The sequence below is a fragment of the Haloferula sargassicola genome, from assembly GCF_040362925.1.
Lineage (GTDB): Bacteria > Verrucomicrobiota > Verrucomicrobiia > Verrucomicrobiales > Akkermansiaceae > Haloferula > Haloferula sargassicola.
In genome coordinates this window covers 1-18027 of sequence record NZ_BAABRI010000017.1, presented here as the reverse complement: position 1 = coordinate 18027, position 18027 = coordinate 1, and the positions used below count along the sequence as shown (strand labels likewise).

14 protein-coding genes are annotated in these 18027 nt (G+C 64.4%); 3 read left to right on the top strand and 11 right to left on the bottom strand.

The genetic code is table 11. The features are described 5' to 3' along the window. Nucleotides 1–101: 101 nt before the first annotated feature. Together ABXH26_RS14570 and ABXH26_RS14565 are read left to right on the top strand one after the other, a co-directional pair. A complete protein-coding gene (locus ABXH26_RS14570) occupies nt 102–1034 on the top strand; it encodes an ABC transporter ATP-binding protein (RefSeq protein ID WP_353567819.1) in 933 nt (310 codons plus the stop codon). Nucleotides 1035–1279: 245 nt separating this feature from the next. Next, entirely contained in the window at nt 1280–2107 is an 828-nt protein-coding gene (locus tag ABXH26_RS14565) for a PEP-CTERM sorting domain-containing protein (protein ID WP_353567818.1), read from the top strand. An 8-nt stretch (nt 2108–2115) separates the two neighbouring features. Here ABXH26_RS14565 and ABXH26_RS14560 read toward each other — a convergent pair whose 3' ends face one another. From ABXH26_RS14560 to ABXH26_RS14545, 4 genes are all read right to left on the bottom strand, one after another. Continuing rightward, nucleotides 2116–3660, bottom strand: coding sequence for a cyclic nucleotide-binding domain-containing protein (locus tag ABXH26_RS14560; protein WP_353567817.1), 1545 nt, complete (start codon nt 3658–3660; stop codon nt 2116–2118). A 7-nt stretch (nt 3661–3667) separates the two neighbouring features. Next, nucleotides 3668–4954 (bottom strand): type II secretion system F family protein, encoded by a 1287-nt coding sequence (locus tag ABXH26_RS14555; RefSeq protein ID WP_353567816.1) that lies wholly within the window; start codon nt 4952–4954, stop codon nt 3668–3670. A gap of 16 nt (nt 4955–4970) precedes the next feature. Continuing rightward, nucleotides 4971–6680 (bottom strand): GspE/PulE family protein, encoded by a 1710-nt coding sequence (locus ABXH26_RS14550; protein ID WP_353567815.1) that lies wholly within the window; start codon nt 6678–6680, stop codon nt 4971–4973. Between the two features lie 328 nt (nt 6681–7008). After that, entirely contained in the window at nt 7009–7359 is a 351-nt protein-coding gene (locus ABXH26_RS14545) for a nucleotide pyrophosphohydrolase (RefSeq protein WP_353567814.1), read from the bottom strand. A 167-nt stretch (nt 7360–7526) separates the two neighbouring features. On the opposite strand from ABXH26_RS14545, the gene msrB reads away from it, so the two are divergent. After that, nucleotides 7527–7994, top strand: a complete 468-nt coding sequence (msrB, locus tag ABXH26_RS14540) for a peptide-methionine (R)-S-oxide reductase MsrB (protein ID WP_353567813.1) — start codon at nt 7527–7529, stop codon at nt 7992–7994. A 684-nt stretch (nt 7995–8678) separates the two neighbouring features. On the opposite strand, the gene ABXH26_RS14535 is transcribed toward msrB, so the two are convergent. The 7 genes from ABXH26_RS14535 to ABXH26_RS14505 form a co-directional block, all read right to left on the bottom strand. After that, the gene (locus ABXH26_RS14535; protein WP_353567812.1) at nt 8679–9881 is read right to left on the bottom strand and encodes a Tm-1-like ATP-binding domain-containing protein; all 1203 of its coding nucleotides are present in this window, start codon (nt 9879–9881) and stop codon (nt 8679–8681) included. 4 nt (nt 9882–9885) lie between these two features. Beyond that, on the bottom strand, nt 9886–10749 hold the full coding sequence (locus ABXH26_RS14530; RefSeq protein ID WP_353567811.1) for a phosphoenolpyruvate hydrolase family protein: 864 nt from the start codon (nt 10747–10749) through the stop codon (nt 9886–9888). A gap of 79 nt (nt 10750–10828) precedes the next feature. After that, on the bottom strand, nt 10829–12379 hold the full coding sequence (locus tag ABXH26_RS14525; protein ID WP_353567810.1) for a hypothetical protein: 1551 nt from the start codon (nt 12377–12379) through the stop codon (nt 10829–10831). A 53-nt stretch (nt 12380–12432) separates the two neighbouring features. Next, entirely contained in the window at nt 12433–13707 is a 1275-nt protein-coding gene (locus ABXH26_RS14520) for a 3-deoxy-D-manno-octulosonic acid transferase (protein ID WP_353567809.1), read from the bottom strand. Between the two features lie 12 nt (nt 13708–13719). Beyond that, nucleotides 13720–14277 (bottom strand): 16S rRNA (guanine(966)-N(2))-methyltransferase RsmD, encoded by a 558-nt coding sequence (gene rsmD / locus ABXH26_RS14515; protein WP_353567808.1) that lies wholly within the window; start codon nt 14275–14277, stop codon nt 13720–13722. Nucleotides 14278–14286: 9 nt separating this feature from the next. Continuing rightward, complete coding sequence (locus ABXH26_RS14510; RefSeq protein WP_353567807.1) at nt 14287–15021, bottom strand: hypothetical protein; 735 nt, start codon at nt 15019–15021, stop codon at nt 14287–14289. A gap of 199 nt (nt 15022–15220) precedes the next feature. Beyond that, nucleotides 15221–15916, bottom strand: a complete 696-nt coding sequence (locus ABXH26_RS14505; RefSeq protein WP_353567806.1) for a hypothetical protein — start codon at nt 15914–15916, stop codon at nt 15221–15223. Between the last annotated feature and the right edge of the window lie 2111 nt (nt 15917–18027).

Genomic DNA, 18027 nt, shown 5'->3' with positions numbered 1-18027 from the left:
TCCCGCTTGGCCCCCGCCGCGCAGCGCTTAGGTAAGGGGCCGTCCGGGAAGCGTCAACCGCACACCTCGCAAATCCGGCCAATTTCGCACCTTTTTCCCGCATGATCGAAGTCCGAGACCTCACCAAACGGTTCGCCCGACATACCGCCGTCGATGACCTCAGCTTCTCCGTCGGCAGCGGCGAGATCGTCGGCTTTCTCGGGCCCAATGGTGCCGGCAAGACCACCACCATGCGCATGCTCACCGGCTACCTCCCGCCCACCTCCGGCAGCATCGAAATCGGCGGCTGCGACGTGTTCCGGGACTCGATCAACGCCCGGCGCAAGATCGGCTACATGCCGGAAAACGTGCCGCTCTACGACGACATGCGGGTCCGCGAATACCTCAAGTTCCGCGCCCGCCTCAAGGGCCTGAGCGGACGCGAGGCCCGCCAGCGGGTCAGCCACGTGATCGAGACCTGCGGCTTGGAATCCGTCCGCCGCAAAATGATCAAGGTCCTGTCCAAGGGCTACCGGCAGCGGGTCGGATTGGCCGATGCGCTGGTCCACGATCCTGATTTGCTGATCCTCGACGAGCCGACCAACGGCTTGGACCCCAACCAGATCCGGCAGATCCGCGAACTGATCAAGCGCCTTGGGGAAACCCACACCATCCTGCTTTCCACCCACATCCTCAGCGAGGTGGAAATGACCTGCGGCAGGGTGATCATCATCGATGGCGGCACCATCCGCGCCCAGGACACCCCGAAGGCGCTGGTCGACAACATGCGCGCCGCCGGCAAGGTGCATGCGGAAATGCAGGGAGATCCCGCCGCCATGGCCGAGGCGATCGGCAAGCTCGACCACGTCAAGCGCGTCAACCACGCCATGCTCGACGACGGCTGGGCCGCCCTCGAAGTGTTGGTCGATTCCGGCACCGACGCCCGCGAGCGGATCCATGACCTGGCCGTGCGGAAGCAGTGGCCCGTCCGCAGTCTGTTCCGGAAAGAATCAACGCTGGAGGATGTGTTCGTCGAGTTGACGCGACGGGACTAGTCGGTCCCAGGGTCCCGAAAAATTGCGGAAAACCACGCGCCGGAGAAAATCCATCGGCGATTGGATATCAAGGAACCACGAACAACAGGCGCCTTCTTCGTTTCCATAGAGCCCTGTTGATGAACAACTTGTAAAGCCCCCGCTGGAACCCGTGATCCAAACCTTACCAGCCGACTCAGGGAGTTTGACATTCCGCGGCTCGGTCAACTAGCAGGCGAGTGCCTCAATTGAACGGCACCTCCCTTATGAAATCCCCCCTTGCTCTTCTTGGAGCCTTCGTAGCCTTCGGCTTCGCCGCTGCCAGCGCCCAGGTTTCCATTGGATCGGACTACTACGTCCGCCCGTATCTCAACCTTAACACCGGCGGCATCATCGACGGCTTGATGGTCGGTGGCAGCACTTCCAGCAGCCAGAGCTTCGCCGATGGAACCCGCACCTTGTTTTCCGAAGCGGATCTGGGAAATGGGGCGCTGCGTTACCTGGTGGACGTGAACGGCCCGAATCAATCCGGTGTCGGGCTGGCCGAGTTCGGTGACCGACTGACCTTCACCGGGGGTGCCGGCACCGACGTGATTCTAGGTCTGGGGGTGGATGGCCGGCTTTTCACCGATGATGGCGCTCTTCCCGGCACCACGCTCCAGTTGTTCGCCAATGCCGCGTTCGCCATCTTCGATCCCGGCGTCGCCAGCTGGAACAATTGGGTCGAACTGGCCAACAACGGCTCCGCCGTCTATTTCGACAGCTGGTTCGAAGACCTGCGCCCGGACACGTCGGTCGACCTTGAAGTGTCGGAATTCCTCGGGACCACCATCACGCTGGCTTCCAACCATCAGTCGTTCGACGTGTTCTATCGGATTCAGGGCGCCATCGCCACGAACGAGAACCCGGTCCACGCGACCCTGGATTTCTCGAACACCGCCACCGCGAGCGTCGATACCGCTCCGGGAGTCGATTTCAGTTCTGAATCGACCGTGTTTCTGACCGGCTACAACGTCCCGGAACCCTCCACCGCCCTTTGCACCATGTTGGCCATGGGCGTCTTCGCGGGCCGGCGTCGTCGCCCGCTCGCATAGCCCGGGATTCAGGCGCTGAAGAACGACCGGATCCTCCTGGCCAGGGAAACCCGCTGGTCGCCGGTCGCCGCGCCGCCCGACCAGGCCGCGCCGCCCTTGCTGGCCTCGGCGGTGGCGAGGTGGCGCTTTTCCAGCAGGCCCCCCATCCGTTCGACCAGCTCGGGGACCTCCTCGAACAAGGGAGCCAGGTCGGCTTTGCGGATCTCCAGCAGCAGGACGTCGCCCTCAGCCCGCACAGTGGCCGATCGCTTCTCGCCGGTCAGCAGCGACATTTCCCCGAAGCACTCACCGACCCCGAGGTGGGCCAGCGTGATGCGCGCTCCGGAGGCATCGCGGCCGGTCACGGCAACCTTGCCATCGAGGATGACGAACATCGAGCTGCCCTCCTCATCGCGACGCACGATGGCCTCGCCGCTGCCGTGGATGCGAATGCCGCCCTGGCGCACCAGGTTCTTCGCCTGGTCCTCGGAAAGGCAGGCCAGCACGCCGCTGGAGAGCACCGTCGCCACCGCCCCGCCCTCGGCCTTGCCAAGGTGGTCCGGCACGTTCGGCGTCCGCTTCTCAAGCGTCCGAATGGGAAAGGGAATCCGCAGGTCCCGGCGCTTCAGCTCGTACCAGAGCTGGGTGCGGATCTGGTCGCAGGTGAGGTTGTAAAGCCGCGCCTGGCGCATCCACACGCGGAGTTCGTAAATGATGGCCGAGTCACCGTAGTCGATCAGGAAAACGTTCGGCTCCGGCTTTCCCAACACGCCCTGAACCTCCGCGGTGGCGGCGAGGATCGCCTCCTTCGCCACATTCGGTGGCACGTCGTAGTCGAGTCCGAACCGCATCCGGACCGCATGCTCTTCGCCGGGCCGGTTGAGATTCACGATGCGCCCTTTGACGATCTCGCTGTTCGGCAGCTCAAAGGAAACCTGGTCGTTGTCGAGCAGGCGGGTCGACCGCCAGTTGATCTCGCGGACCTCGGCGCGGCGGCCGTCATCGAGCAGCAGCCAATCCCCCACCTTGTAGGCATGGGTCATGTGGATGCTGAAGCCGCCGATGACGTTCGCGATCAGGTCCTGCATCGCGAAGCCGACGATCACCGCGGCGACGCCGGAGGTCGCGATGAGCCCCGTGATTTCCTTTTTGTAACCGAATGTCAGGACCGCGGACACGGCCGCCAGCAACACGCCGAAGCCGATCAGCTGGCGCAGGATCATCGGCATGTGCACCGCCCGACGCCGCTGGAAGCGAGCCGAGAACACCAGCCGGTCGACCATCGACCACGCCAGCATCGCGCCCGCCACCCAGGCCACCGCACCGGCATGGTTGACCCAGGTTTCGCCGGGGAAAGACCACGCCCCCGCCCCCCAGGTGGCGATCGCCGCCGCGGCGAAGTCGAACACCAGCCCGGGCCGCTTGCCGGCGGGCTTCAGTGCGAGGCGGGCGAGAAACCAGAGGGCCAGCACGAGCAGAACGCCCGCACCGACCGCCATGGCGACCTGAGTCTGGAAGCTACCGAGGATGATCGCATCCAACAGAATCCACCGGCGCTTGTCGAGCGCCGGCACGCCCTGCTCAGTGGGCGTTGAGCTTGCTGATGGTGTTGAAGATCGCGTTGATCATCAGGTAAGCCATGGTGCCGATCATCATCGCCATCACGATGAGGATGGTCGGCATGATCAATGCCATGATGCGGTTGAGGTCCTTGTTCAGCTCGCGGTCGTAGCGCTCGGCGGCGCGGCGCAGGGACTGGTCGATCTTGCCGGTCTGCTCGCCCACGGCGACCATGTCGATCAGCAGCGGCGGGAAGTTTCCCGTGCGGACCATCGCCTTGGACAGCGCGCGGCCGTCGCCGACCTGATCGATCACCTCGTTGAGCGAGGTGCGCAGGGCCAGGTTCTGGGTGGCGTCTCGGGAAAGCTCCAGGGCCCGCAGCAGCGGCAGACCGTTGCCCACCAGGTTGGCCATCGTTTCCAGAAACTGGACGAAGAAGCGGCTGGAAATGACCGGCCCGGCCAGCGGCAGCTTGAGCTTGATCCGGTCCCAGGTCGGTCGGTTGTCCTCGTTATCTTTCCACGCCTTGAAGAACAGCCCCGCGGCCACGATCAGGATCAGGTAGACATACCAGTAGGCACCCATGTGATCGCTCACCGCCACCATCAGCCGGATCGGACCGGGCAGTTTGCCGCCCGGGGCGGACTCGATGAGCTGGGTGAGCTGCGGGATGAGAATGGTCACGAACACCACCGACACGCCGATGCCGGCCAGGATCAGGAAGGCCGGATAGATCATCGCCAGGATCAGCCGCGACTGCAGCTCGGCGAGGGTCTTCAGGTAGTGGGCCTGGCGCTTGAGGATGGTATCGAGAGCGCCGGAGGCCTCGCCCGCCGCCGCCAGCGAGCAGTAGAGCGGGCCGAAGCTCGGGCTGACGCGCTTGAGGGCCACGGAGAAGTTGGTGCCGTCGCGCACCTCGTTGCGGATCCGCTGGGCGACTTCCTTGAGCGAGCCGAGCTCCTGGCGGTTTTCCATCGCCCGCAGGGCCGGCTCGAGCTGCAGGCCGGCGCCGAGCATGTCGGACAGCTCCTCGGTGAAAAGGACCACGTCGGCCCGCTTGAGCTTCAGCTGGCCGGTGTTTTCCCCGGGCTCGTCGGTCTTGGCGCGCGGCGGAGCCTTCTTTTTGGCGGTCTTGGTTGCCTTCTCCTTCGTGCGGGCCGCGGTTTCCGCGGAGACCTGCTGCAGGCTCACCGGTTGCAAGCCGCGCCGCTCCAGAAGTTTCAGGGCCTCGCTGCGGTCGCCGGCATCGACCAGGCCGGTCTGCACCCCGCCTTTCGCTCCCAGCGCCTTGTAGTTGAATGAGGGCATCGCGTGTCGGGAAAAATCAGGCTCCTCCGGCGTCGGTCGAGGTCACCGAAATCACCTCCTCCATGGTGGTCAGCCCCTGCATGACCTTGAACCAGCCGTAGCCGCGCATCGGGATGTAGCCGTCCTTCACCGCCTGCTTGCGGATCTCCGCGGCGGTGGCGCCGTGGGCGATCAGGTCCTGCATCACGCCGCCGATGACGACCACTTCGTAAATCGCCAGCCGCCCCATGAAGCCCGTGTCGCGGCAGCGGTCGCAGCCGACCGCATCGTAGGCCTGGCCCTGAATCTCATCCGGAATCCCGAGCTCCTGACGATCCTCCAACGTGACCTCGCGCGGCACCTTGCAGTGATCGCACAAGCGGCGCACGAGGCGCTGCGCGAGGAACGCGCGCACCGCGGCCGAGACGAGGAAGGGCTCCACGCCCATGTCCGTAAGCCGGCTGATGCCGCCGAGCGCGTCGTTGGTGTGGAGGGTGGAAAAGACCAGGTGACCGGTCAGCGAGGCACGAATCGCGATCTCCGCCGTCTCGAGGTCCCGGATTTCCCCGATCATCACCGTGTTCGGGTCCGCCCGCAGGATCGACCGCAGGCCGGCGGCGAAGGTCAGGCCGATGTCCGACTTCACCGCAATCTGCATCACGCCCGGCAGCTTGTTTTCCACCGGATCCTCGATGGTCACGATCCGCTGGTCGGGGCTGTTGATTTCGCTGAGGAAGGAATAAAGGCTGGTCGATTTGCCCGAACCGGTCGGGCCGGTGATCAGGATGATGCCGTTGGGCAGCTTGAGCAGGCTCTCGATGCGGCGGCGGACGAAGGGCTCCATGCCAAGGCGATCAACGTTGAACTTCTGCTGGTTGAGGAGTCGCAGGGAAACGCTCTCACCCTCAACGGTCGGCACGGTGGCGACGCGGACGTCGATGGTCTGGCCTTGGAATTCGAGATTGATCCGGCCGTCCTGCGGCAGCCGTCGCTCGGCGATGTCGAGCCGCGACATGATCTTCAGACGGGCGATCACCGAACTCTGCAGCGCTTTGATGTTTTCCGGAACGGTCACCTCGATCAGCCGGCCATCGAGCCGGTAACGGATCCGCAGGTTGTCGGCCAGCGGCTCGACGTGGATGTCCGTCGCCTTCTGATCGAGCGCTTCGCGGATGATCTGGTTGACGAACTTGACCACGCTCGCCTCCTCGTCCTCATCGGCATCGATGACGTTGGCTTCATCGGCCACTTCGAGGTTGGCGAAATCCATTTCGCGGCCCTCGAGGATCTGCTCGAAGGTATCCGCGCCCACACCGTAGAGCCGGCGCAGGGCCTCGTGGATCCGGCGGCGGGAGGCCATCACCCACTCCACCGGCATTTCGATCTCCCGCGCGACCGCCTGGCGGGCGACGAGGTTGAAAGGATCGAATGTCGCCAGCTTCAAGCGCGGATGGTCATCATCGCCGGTGATCTCGATGGGCAGCAGGCGATGCCGCAGGGCCACCCGCGGGCCACACGCTTCACGCAAGGGAAGAGGGGCTTCCGGCGTGGGAATGCTCGGCAGCCACTCCATGCCCAGCTCGGCGGCGAGCTCACGCATGTAGGGCTCCTCGTCGACCAGTCCCGCATCGAGCAGGTCATCGATCGGCGAACGCTGGCGAATCGCCGCGCCCTCCACGATCTCCTCGAGCTTCTCCAGTTCCTCACATCCGCTCTTTCTCGCGGGATCGATCAACAGTTCAGTCATGCGGCTGTCATTCTTGTCCGGTAAAACCCTCAGGGGGGCAACCTTGTCTCTCGAAAAATCCTCGCGACCGCAATGACCCGAACCTACGTAGATGCCCTGAAAAGCACGGAGCAATAATAGTTTGCAAAGCTAAAGTATCCGGGCTTTCTTCCGACTGTGCTTCGGCACACGTCCGTTTGGACCGAAGGTTCCGCTCATGATTGGAAAGCGCTCCGGGGGGAGGTCTTGCCGATCTGGGTTCCGAGGTTTGATCCGGGCTCAGAAAAGGCGCGAGTCGCGAATCCGGGGGGAATCCGACTCGCGTCTTTCTGTGTACCGATCGCCGCCGCTAAAGCTGATCGTATTTGAGGTTGTTGCCGCGGCACTTGGCGACCGGATAGCGCTCTTCATTGAGTTCGATCTTGGCCGAGATGGCTTTCCCCAGGTCGATCCCCGTGCGGTCCGCCATTTCCATGAGCAGGATCGCGACATCGGCCATTTCGCTGGCGATCTCCTCCTTCCGGTCTCGCACGCGGGCTTCGATCTGGTGCTGCTGTTGCCACACGAAGTGCTGCATCAACTCGCCCGCCTCGGCGGCGATCGCGACCGCCATGTCCTTGGCGTTGTGGAATGGCCCCCAATCTCGCGCATCGCAAAACCCGCGGATTCGAAGCGTGAGTTCGTGAATGGAGTCGGACATGCGGTGAACTTGCGCGTTTTCCCGCGGCCGCCAAGTCTCGGGAGGACGGTCGGTGACTTGCGGAAACGATGGGGACGCTCCATGGTGCCGCCATGAGCCGCCTGTTCCTGCTCCTTCTTTGCCTCCCGCTTGTTGCCTGTGGGGACACCGATTCCAAAAAACAAGTCATGGAAACCGCCGACCACGCCCCTGAACAACCCACCGGCCCGGTGGAAAAAACCGACGCCGAATGGAAGCAGGAACTCACGCCCGAGCAGTACGCCATCCTGCGCAAGGCCTCGACCGAAGCTCCGAACGGCAAGGTCTACGAGGAATTCAAAAACCAGGGAGCCGGCACCTACTACTGCGCCGCCTGCGGGGCGGAACTCTTCAGCTCCAAGGAGAAGTTCGACTCCCACTGTGGCTGGCCGTCATTCTATGACCCGGCCAATGCCAAGAACGTGAAGACCTCGGTCGACTACAAGATGGGCTACGCGCGCACCGAAGTCCTGTGCGCGGTATGCGGAGGCCACTTGGGCCACGTCTTCAAGGGCGAGGGCTTCGACACCCCGACCGACCAGCGCTACTGCATCAACGGCACGGTGCTCAAATTCGTGCCCGCCGGGGAATCCCCCGCCGGAAAGAAAAGCGAGTAAGCGGCGGTCACGCGGACGCGGCCGGATCCTGCGGCGTCGTTTGGGAAAAAAGAAGATGGGGCTCACGCGTCTTCCCCCGAAAACCGCATGGCCCCATCTTCATTGCCCGTCCTGCGGGCACCGCTAAGCAGCCCACTCCGTGGTCCAGCCCCCCAGCTGGAAATCACGAGAGCGCGCCAGGACGGGTTTCTCTGTGAAGAAAGACAGGACAACGCTGAACAGTTTCCCCCTTACCCGATCAGCGTCGTCCTTCACTGCGCCAGCCCGATGGTTCCCGTCAGTTTCTGCCATGCGGAAGCCCCCCGACTTCCGACTGTGGGCAGCGTCCGACGGTGGGACCGGCACATGATTGAAATCGTTGCAGCCCGCGGCGTCAGCGCGCGCGGACTCAAGCCCTCTGCTTCCGAGATCCTGCCTACAAATACAGAATCCCTCCAGAGCGCGGTCACCGTGAATCGGCATCCGGGTTGGAGGGGAGCTCGTCATCACAGACTCCTATCGTCATCGGTGACCTCGATTTCCAAATTCATCGGATTTTTCCCAAACCAAGACCATTCGGAAACCAGTTTGATCCGGCATCACGAATTAAAATTCCCGCGAACTTGTTGATTCTCAGCCTGAGAACCGGACCACCCGTCGAACCCGCGGATCATGCATGAGTCGAAAAAACGCGCGATCCGGCGATCAAGCTCCGGTCATCCAAGCCAGCAGCCTGCGAGCGCAGGCGGCGGCGAAGACAGGGTCGTTGATCGCGGCCGGAATCCGCTCGACCTCCCGCCTGCAGGCGTCCTCCACCGCTGCGAACAGGGCGGCGTCCGCCTCCGGGTCATGAAAAGGCCCGCCTTCTTCGCCAATCACGCTCAACCCGCCGGCAGGAAGCATGATGGCGACCGGACCTCGGTAGGAGTTCGCTTTTTCCGCAAGGATCCGGCCGAGCTCGCGGCTCTCTTCCACCGAGGTGCGGACCAGGGTGACCTGGGGATTGTGCGGGTAAATCACCCGCTCCTTGAAGCGCTCCGGCACCGTCGGCCGCTCGCCGAAATTGATCATGTCGAGGCAGCCCGGTGCGATCACAGCCGGAATCCCGGCCTTGCCCGCCGCGTCGAGCCGCGCCGGGCCGGCGGAAAGGATCCCGCCCGCCAGCTCGTCCGCCCACTCGGTGGTGGTGAGGTCGAGCACCCCGGCCACCATTCCACTCCCGATCAGCGCCTCCATCGCCCGACCCCCCGTTCCCGTGGCATGGAACACCAGCACCTCGTAGCCCGCTTCCTCGACGATCCGCTTCGCTTCGTTCACGCAGTCGGTGGTATTGCCGAACATGCTGGCCACCACGAGCGGCTTCCCTCTGGCCGCCTCGGCCGGGGCCTCGACCATGCCGCAGATGGCTCCCGCCGCCCGCGAAAAGACGCCGCGCGACACGGAGTTCAGCCCGGCCACATCCACGATGCTCGGCATCATCACCAGATCGCTGGTGCCCACGTAGGCGGCGGTGTTGCCACTCGCCAGCGTGGTGACCATCAACTTCGGGAATCCCAGCGGCAGCGCCCGCATGACCGCGGTGCCGATCGCCGTTCCACCCCCGCCGCCGGCGGAAATGATGGCCTGGATGCGACCCTCCGCCACCAGCCGGGAAACGAGCACCGGCGCCGCCGCGGACATGGCGGTGACGCACTCGCCGCGGTCCCGGCGAGCCACAAGACCTGCGAGATCGAGCCCCGCCGCCGCCGCGATTTCCTGCCGCGAAATGTCCGGCCCGATCGATGGAGGCGCGCCGCTGCCGACGTCGATCAGCAGCACCTCGTGACCCCGCGCGCGGATGCACCCGGCCAGGAACGCGTGCTCCTCCCCTTTCGAGTCGAGCGTCCCGAGAACGGCGATCGTGGCCATGGCCTCAGCGCTTCAACGGCACCGACTTGAACTCGCGCGTCAGGCTCGTCAGCGACTCTTCCACGCCCATGCGCTCGAGGCTCGAGGCCCCGACGAAGCCCACGCAATCGGTCGCGGACAGCATCCGGTCCACATCCTCCGGCGTGTTGATCGGCCCGCCGTGGCAGAGGTAGAAAATGTCGTCCCGCACCGACTTCGCGGCGTCGATGATCTCCTGGGTGCGCTGAATCGTATCGTCCCAGGTCGCCACCGCACCGGTCACACCGATCGAGCCGCCGACGGTGGTGCCGACGTGGGCGATGATCGCGTCGGCGCCGTTTTCGGCCATCCGTTTCGCCTCCTCCGGCGAGCCGACGTAGACGATCGAAAACATGTCCATGCGACCGGCCAGGCCGACCATTTCGAACTCCTTCTCGACGCTCATCCCGGTCTCCTCCAGCACACCGCGGAAGTGGCCGTCGACGATGGTGTGGGTGGGAAAGTTGTTCACGCCGGAGAAACCCATGTCTTTCACCTTGAGCAGCCAGTGCCACATGCGGCGGCGCGGGTCGGTGGCGTGGACGCCGCAGATCACCGGGATCTCATTGACCACCGGCAGCACCTCGAACTCACCGATTTCCATGGCGATCGCGTTGGCATCTCCGTAGGCCATCATGCCCGCCGTCGAGCCGTGGCCCATCATGCGGAAGCGGCCGGAATTGTAGATGATGATCAGGTCCGCGCCGCCCTTCTCGATGAACTTGGCGCTGATGCCCGTCCCCGCACCCGCGGCGATGATCGGCTCACCCTTCGAAAGGGTATCGTTCAGGCGTTCGATGACTTCCGCACGGGTGTACGGGTTTCCGGTTCCGGTCCAGGGATTGGGCATGGGTCAGTGAAAAGGATGGATTTCCCGACGGTCTAGCGGCCGGTTCGGAGGCGGACAAGCTCGGGAAATCCACCTCCACCTATCGACGGTCCCCGCGCCGGCCGTGGACCTTCAGCGCCGCGATCCGGCCCCGCCGCGCCAGGCGGCGCGCCCACTGGCGTTGCTCGCCCCGCAGGGCTCCGAGCCGGCTTTTGCTGAGGCGGCTGATCTTCCGGATGGTGCGGGCGTGGCTCTTGACCTTGGCCTTGCGCACCCTCGGTCCGGAGGAGGATTTCCGTTTCTTCTTCTTGGCCTTGGGGGCCGCCTTTGCCGGAGCCGGGCCTTGGCGTCGCTTCGGCAGGACCAGCCGTCCATCATCGAAAAGCAGCACGTGACCCTGCGTCAGCAGCCAGAACAGGTCGACCAGCCACTCCTTCGGCGGCTCCTCGGTGCCCTCCGGCAACAAGGACTTCCACAGATCCTTCAGCTTCGCTTCGGGGTTCGCATCGAGGAAATGGACGATCGCCGACGGGCGCTGCGAAAGCTCCTCGAAGGTCTCCAGCGGATGCGGTCGGGCGGGACCGCAGAACAGCTTGCCCTTGGTTTTGAAGATCGCGAGATGGTCGGACTCCAGCGCCCGGCACAAGGAAGGAATCATCATCGCCGGATGCCGGCGGGCATGGCTGCCGGCGATCCGCACCGCGGCCAGGATGCCGATCGAGATCGAGCGCGCATCGACATCGCCCGGCAGCTCGGCCTGATGCGTTTCCTCGAAGAATTCGCCGAAGCGGTTCTGCGAGAAATCGCGGTCGATCTCGCCGCGGTCGAAGGTCCACGCCTCCTCATCGGCCCCCTTCGGACGCCAGCGGGTGCGCTTTTTCATGCTCTCCAGCCAGGCGTTGACCGCCTCCTCGCCGCGCTCGGTGCGGACCCTGGCCGCGTAGCGCTCGAACGACATGTTCGAGAAACGCTCGCGGTGCAGGCGACGCAGGTTCGTCTGGTAGGAGTGGAAATTCGGCGGGCCGAGCCATTCGCCGGAAAAGCCGCACTTCGCCACCACCTGGAAATTTCCCGACGGGGCTTCGGTCTCGATCTCCTCGCTCTCGTAGCACTCCTCGAACACCGGGGAGGCCAGGAAGTGGGCGATCGCCTCCTCCTTGGTGAGGAAAAGCGAGGCGTCCTTCACGCCGCGGAACATCGGCGGCCTGGAGGGCTCCATCGCGACCTCCAGCAGATAGCTCGTGCGATGGTTGAGGAACATCTTCGACACGTCGAACAGCGAGTAAACCCGCGCCCGGTGCTGGATTTCCTTTACCAGGCGGTGTGCCGCCTCCATCGCCGGCTGGAGCGTGACGCGGACTCCCGGCGCGGGATCCGGCAGCTCGCGCCGTGGGTCGCCATCGCGGCGACCCGAAAACTTTCCTCCGCCCCCACCCCGGCGATCCTCGCGCCTTCCCCCGCCTTGCCGGCCGCCCCCGCCCTCGAAGCGGCGGCCTCCGCCGCCTCCCGGGCCGCCGCGTCCGCGACGCGGGCGTTCCTCTTCGCCACGATGGTTGTCGTACTTCTTCGCCGGTGCGTTGTCGCGGGCCCAGGCAGGGCCCAGATCGAACGCGGACAGCAGGTCGTCCTGCTCGTTGGATGGGTCGGTCACGCCGCGACTTTAGCGACCCGTTTGGGAATGACAAACTTGTCGTGAAAGGAATCTCACCCGCGATTCCGGGAGTTCCCGAGCAGCCCGATCACCCGATCCACGGCGCCTTGGTGCCGGGAAAGCACCGACCGTCCCGCCGCGGTCATCCGCTCCCGGCGGCTCGGATTTTCCAACAGATCCCGCACGATTCCCGGCAGCGCCGCCACGCTCACCCGCGCGGCTCCGCCCGCATCGACCAAGCGGCTGGCCAGCGGCTCGAAGTTCTCCATGTGCGGGCCGAAGACCACCGGCTTGCCGGCCTCGATCGCCTCCGCGGGATTCTGCCCGCCCTCGGCCAGGAAGCTCTTCCCGATCACCACCACCTCCGCCTCCGAGGTCCACGCCCGCAGCTCGCCCGTGCTGTCCACCACCAGCACCTTGCGGCCCGCCGTCGGCGCGGAAAAGTCCGACCGCAAGGCCACCGCGAAGCCCGCCTTTTCCAGCGCCTCGCGCACCTCGAAACGTCGCTCCGCATGCCGCGGCACGATCACCGGAAAGCCGCCCGCCCGCTCGATCGATGCCGCCAACAGCGGCTCCTCCCCCACATGCGTGCTCGCCGCCAGCACCACCGGCCGGCCGTCGTTCACCGCACCGATCATGTCGCGAAACTCCGGCCGGGCCACCGTTTCGCGACGCGGCCCGGGATCAAACTTCAGGCTGCCTGTGGTGCGGACCTTGTCCGCGGAAACGCCGAGCGTCACCCAGATCTCGGCGTCGTCCTTTTCCTGCACCGCGACTCCATCGAGATGGCGAAACACCGGCCGCACCCACTCCGCCAGCTTATCATAGCGGCGTCGGGACCGGGGCGACATGCGGGCGTTCACCAGCCGCACCGGGATGGCGCGGCGCGAGCATTCGAGCATCAGGTGCGGCCACATCTCGCCCTCCACCAGCACGATCTGCGACGGCTCGAAGCGCTTCAGATAGCGCCGCACGAGAAAGCGGAAATCGACCGGCTGATAGACCACCCTCACCCCCTCCGGCGCGGTCTCGAGCGCGACCTGCTTGCCGGTCGAGGTGGCCACGGCGAGCACGAACTTTTTCCCCGCCTCCGCCGCCTGCCAGGCGCGGATCAGTTTCAGCGCGAGCATCGCCTCGCCCACGCTCACGGCATGCACGTGGACCTCGCCGCAGGGCTCCCATTCCAGGTCTTCACGGTAAAATCCGAACCGCTCCGCCAACCCGCTGCCCATCCCGCCACGGCGGACCATTTTCAGCCACCAGCCCGGTCCGGCCGCCAGCACGTAGACCGGCAGCAGCAGGCGGTAGATCAGCAGCGGCCACTCCATCGGGCGGCGACGCTAGGACTCCGCCGGATGGCCGTAAAGCAGGATGGCGCAGTTGCCATACTCCCGGCGGTCGATCAGCCGCAGCCCTCCGGCCGGCGGCAGGTCGCGCTCGGCCGGCTGCTCGACGATCCAGTAGCCGCCGGGCGCCAGCATCGCCGCCGCGGCCGGCAGGGCCAGCAACTCGGCGAGGTGGTCGCGGTCCAGCTTCGACTTGGCATACGGCGGATCGGCGAAAACCAGGTCGAAGGTGGCCGCGCAGCGCTTCGCCCAGGCATGGACGTCGCCCGCGGTCACGTGACCGCCCTCGAGCCGGGCCTTCTCCAGATTCGCGCGGATCACCCCGGTCGCCTTCCGGTTCTGCTCGACGAATTCGCAGCTCGCCGCGCCGCGGCTCAAGGCTTCCAAGCCGATCGCGCCGGAGCCCGCGAAAAGATCCGCCACACGGGCGCCGTCGACCTTTTCCCCGAGGATCGAAAAGACGGCCTGGCGCACGAAATCCGTCGTCGGCCGCGTCACCTCGCCCGGCACCCGGATCGCCACCCGGCCCGCCTTTCCGGCAATGATCCTCATCGGCGGAAATCAGCGCGCGGGGCCCTGCAGCTCCTCTTCCTTGAGGATGCCGGCATCGCCCAGCGGGAAGCGGATCACGATGCTGTTATCGTAGAGCGGCGTGCCCTCGGCGGACACCTCCTGCATGCGGTAGACCAGCATCCCGTAAACGCCGTCGCTGGTCTTGCCGACCGCGAAGTTCTCCTTGGTCTTGCCGAGGCTCGACTCGTCCTGGAAGCGCCACTCATGGCCTTCCCAGGCGCCGAGGATCGAGTCCTTCTCGGCCTTCACGTCCTCGAGCTGCTCCATCTCCCCATTCGGCGAAATGAAGACGCCCTTCTTCGGATCGTACTTCAGCGTGGAAATCGGATACGCGCCCCCGGCGGTGGTGATCTTCCACATCTTGTCCTCGGTCTGCTTGAGCTGGAGGATGATGGGCTCCACCGCGCGGAATTCCCGGGTCGCCCAGATGGCCAGATACTCGTCGTACTGCTTCTTCGTCAGCCCGAGTTTCTCGTCGTAGGGCAGCGGCACCCCCGGGGCCGACTTTTTCGAGTGCTCGGCGAACCACTCCGGATCCTTGCGCGCCGCGGCCTCGACGATCTCCAGATACTTGTCGAGCTCCTTCGGCGGCACCACGGCGATGGTCGCGCCCTTCACCAGTTTCCCTTCGGGCAGGACATTGAGCGCCTTCGGCACCTCCGCGGCGTGGGAAAAAGCGACGGCACAGGAGGCGGTAAGGACGGCGAGAAGCGGTCGATTCATGGGCAGGCGGCGAAGCTGCGACTTCCCCGGCGGAAACTCAAGGGGCAATCCCCCCACCCCGGCCATCAGGCTCCAGAGTCCCCTGCACCCCGCACCGCATTCCGCCACGGATTCCTTGCACCGGCACGGCAGACATCACGCGCGGCGGCGGTCGACTCCCATCCAGCCGCGGCGGGGCATGGGCCCGCGAACCCCTTCGTCATGCTTGATCCGGCTCAGGCTCCCCTGCAGCCGTCGGGTTCTCCAGCAGCGATTGATCGAAGAAAATCGCGCACTTTGCCGGATCCTTCGTCGCCATCGCCAGGGTCAGCAGGTTCACGAAAAGACGATCCTGGAGGGCCGCCTTGGCGGCATCGCGGTCGCCGCGCCCGTCGGCCCGGCCGCCCTTGCGCTCCATCTGCACCTCACGGGCGGAAAGATAGCCGTCGGCCAGCTCATCCACCTTCGCCTTGAAATCCGCACCCAACAGCGCCGCATGGGTCGCCGCCGAGGCTTTCGCACGATTCACCAGCGTCTGGCCCTGCGGCACGGTCGCCGAATGATACTCGCTGAGCCCCAGCGGGAAAAACTCCGTGTAAACCGCCGATGGCTTCTCCGCCCGGTCCTTCACGCGCGCCTCACCGCGGGTCGTCATCCATTTCACAAACTCCGCCCAGCGCGAGTTCATCGTCTGCGTCGCCGCCTTCTGCAGCGCCATCCGCAGCGAAGCATCCGTCAGCCCGCCGAAGTAAGCCTCATAAGCCGCCGATCCATCGGTCAGCAGCGCATCCCAGATCCCCTCGTCATTCGCCGCCGCCAGCTTCGCCAAGTGGTCCTCGGCAAACTTCTGCAGCTCCGTGTTGCTGATGGCCCTGTCCGTGAAGGGGTTGTTGAAGAAGCGGTTCAGATCGATCATGACTTTCGTGGTGAAGTTCGGTTCGGGCCGGATGCCCCTGAGACGGACCATCCGAGCCATCGGATACGAAAAAACCCGAACTCCGCCCAACTTGTCGAGCTTCCCGTGTGTCTCCCACCGGAACCCCTCGTTTTTGAAGGTGCCCTCCCCTGCTTTCCAGCCGCCTCACCAAAACCTGCGACCCGACCGGAAAGCCTTCCAGCGCCCTCACCAAAACCTGCAACCCGACCGGAAAGCCTTCCAGCGACCTCACCAAAACCTGCAACCCGACTGGAAAGCCTTCCAGCGACCTCACCAAAACCTGCAACCCGACTGGAAAGCCTTCCAGCGACCTCACCAAAACCTGCAACCCGACTGGAAAGCCTTTCAGCGACCTCACCAAAACCTGCAACCCGAGTGGAAAGCCTTCCAGCGACCTCACCAAAACCTGCAACCCGACCGGAAAGCCTTCCAGCGACCTCACCAAAACCTGCAACCCGACCGGAAAGCCTTCCGACGACCTCACCAAAACCTGCAACCCGACCGCAGAGATTTCCAGTGCCCTCGCCGAAACGTGCATGCCGACCGGAAACCCGTTCCGCAACCACCGGACAACCTGAAAGCCTGCCGGATAAGCGCATCACCGCATTTGGCAATAAACCAAAATCGAGCATGACAGGCTCTCCCGCATGACAGGGTTCTCCTCACCTTCCGCCCGAAATGCCGGTATATCAGCCCAGCGCCCCGCCGTCCTCCAGCCCGTCCCACGCGCCCCTGATATCACGCTCCAAACCTCCCATTTTCCTTGTCAAATCAATAAACCGCCTGTCATCCTACCCCTCGGTGGCGCCCGGGATAGACGATCCGAATCGCCTACTAAACAAACGGTTCGCTAAGAATATGAAGAACCTCGGGTACATGCTCATTGCCTTCTGGACCTGCGTGACAACTTGCGACGCCGGACTGGCCGGGTGGCTGTCTCAGGAGCAACGCGACTGGACCTTCATCGAGTCTGTCGGAGGGATGAGGGTGACCCTCAAGAGCAAGGAGCTTGATGTCGATTGCGATGTCTCAGGGACTCGCCACATTACGAAGAAGCCCACTATCGTGAATTCCGGTATCGGCGTCAGGAAGTTAAGATGGACCCGTGCTGGCTCAACTATTCGATTGTCCGTCGTGACAAGCGTCTTCGAGAAGGGAATGAGTTCTTCATGCGGGAGCCTCGATTTATCCAAGGTTCCTTCGGGCTCATATGCGGTGGAGTATTTGGATCCAGACGGGACTACTCATCCACTCGGGACGATCACGCTGCCATAAATCGAAGAAGCGAACCCCGAAGATAGCTTCGGGCGGTAGCCCCGAAGCTATCGGTTGTTGAACGGGCCCAGGCGGGTTGGACGGGCGGTGGGGCTATCGCTCTTGCGGTTTCAATCCACGTCTGTGCATCCCGCTTGTCGGTTTTCACGCAATCGCCGGAGCGCGTGGGGATGAGCGAGGGGGCGATGACCTCGCAACGCACGCCCATCTGCCGGAGCCTGCGGGCAATCCAGAAGCCGCAGCCGCTGGCTTCGTAACAGACGTGGAGGTCGGAGAGCTTGCGGCCTTGTGATTTCGCGATGCGACGCAGGCGCGCTCCAGCGCGTGCTGGGAGGTGGTGACCGATCCATAGAGACGGGGTCCCGCCTCGCGGGATGCCTCCAGGATCGCGATGACCGTTTGTTCTTTATGGACGTCGAGTCCGAGGTAGAGTGTGCGGGTCGTGTCTGAGTTCGTTTTCATTCGCTCTAATCGATTGCTGTTGGATAGGTCGCCGCGACCGCGTGCCGCGGCGATAGCCCACGGATTGAACCAGACATGACACCTCCTTTCCAACCTTCAACCCACCCCGGAGGCGCCCGACTGCTTCAATTCGCAGCCATAGGGTCTCGGCAATAAATAGTGCATCGTCGACGTTACATCTCGATTGGTATCGTCTTGATCGCGTCCATAGGAGGATTGGCGTTGTGTGAGCCGGACCCCGAAAATCGGTCCAATGGTTAAGCTATGATTGTGGAGCGTGGGTTGGTACCGCAAACCGAACCGAACACGCACAAAATGAAAGGCAAACGCAGAAGACACGACCCCGAGTTCAA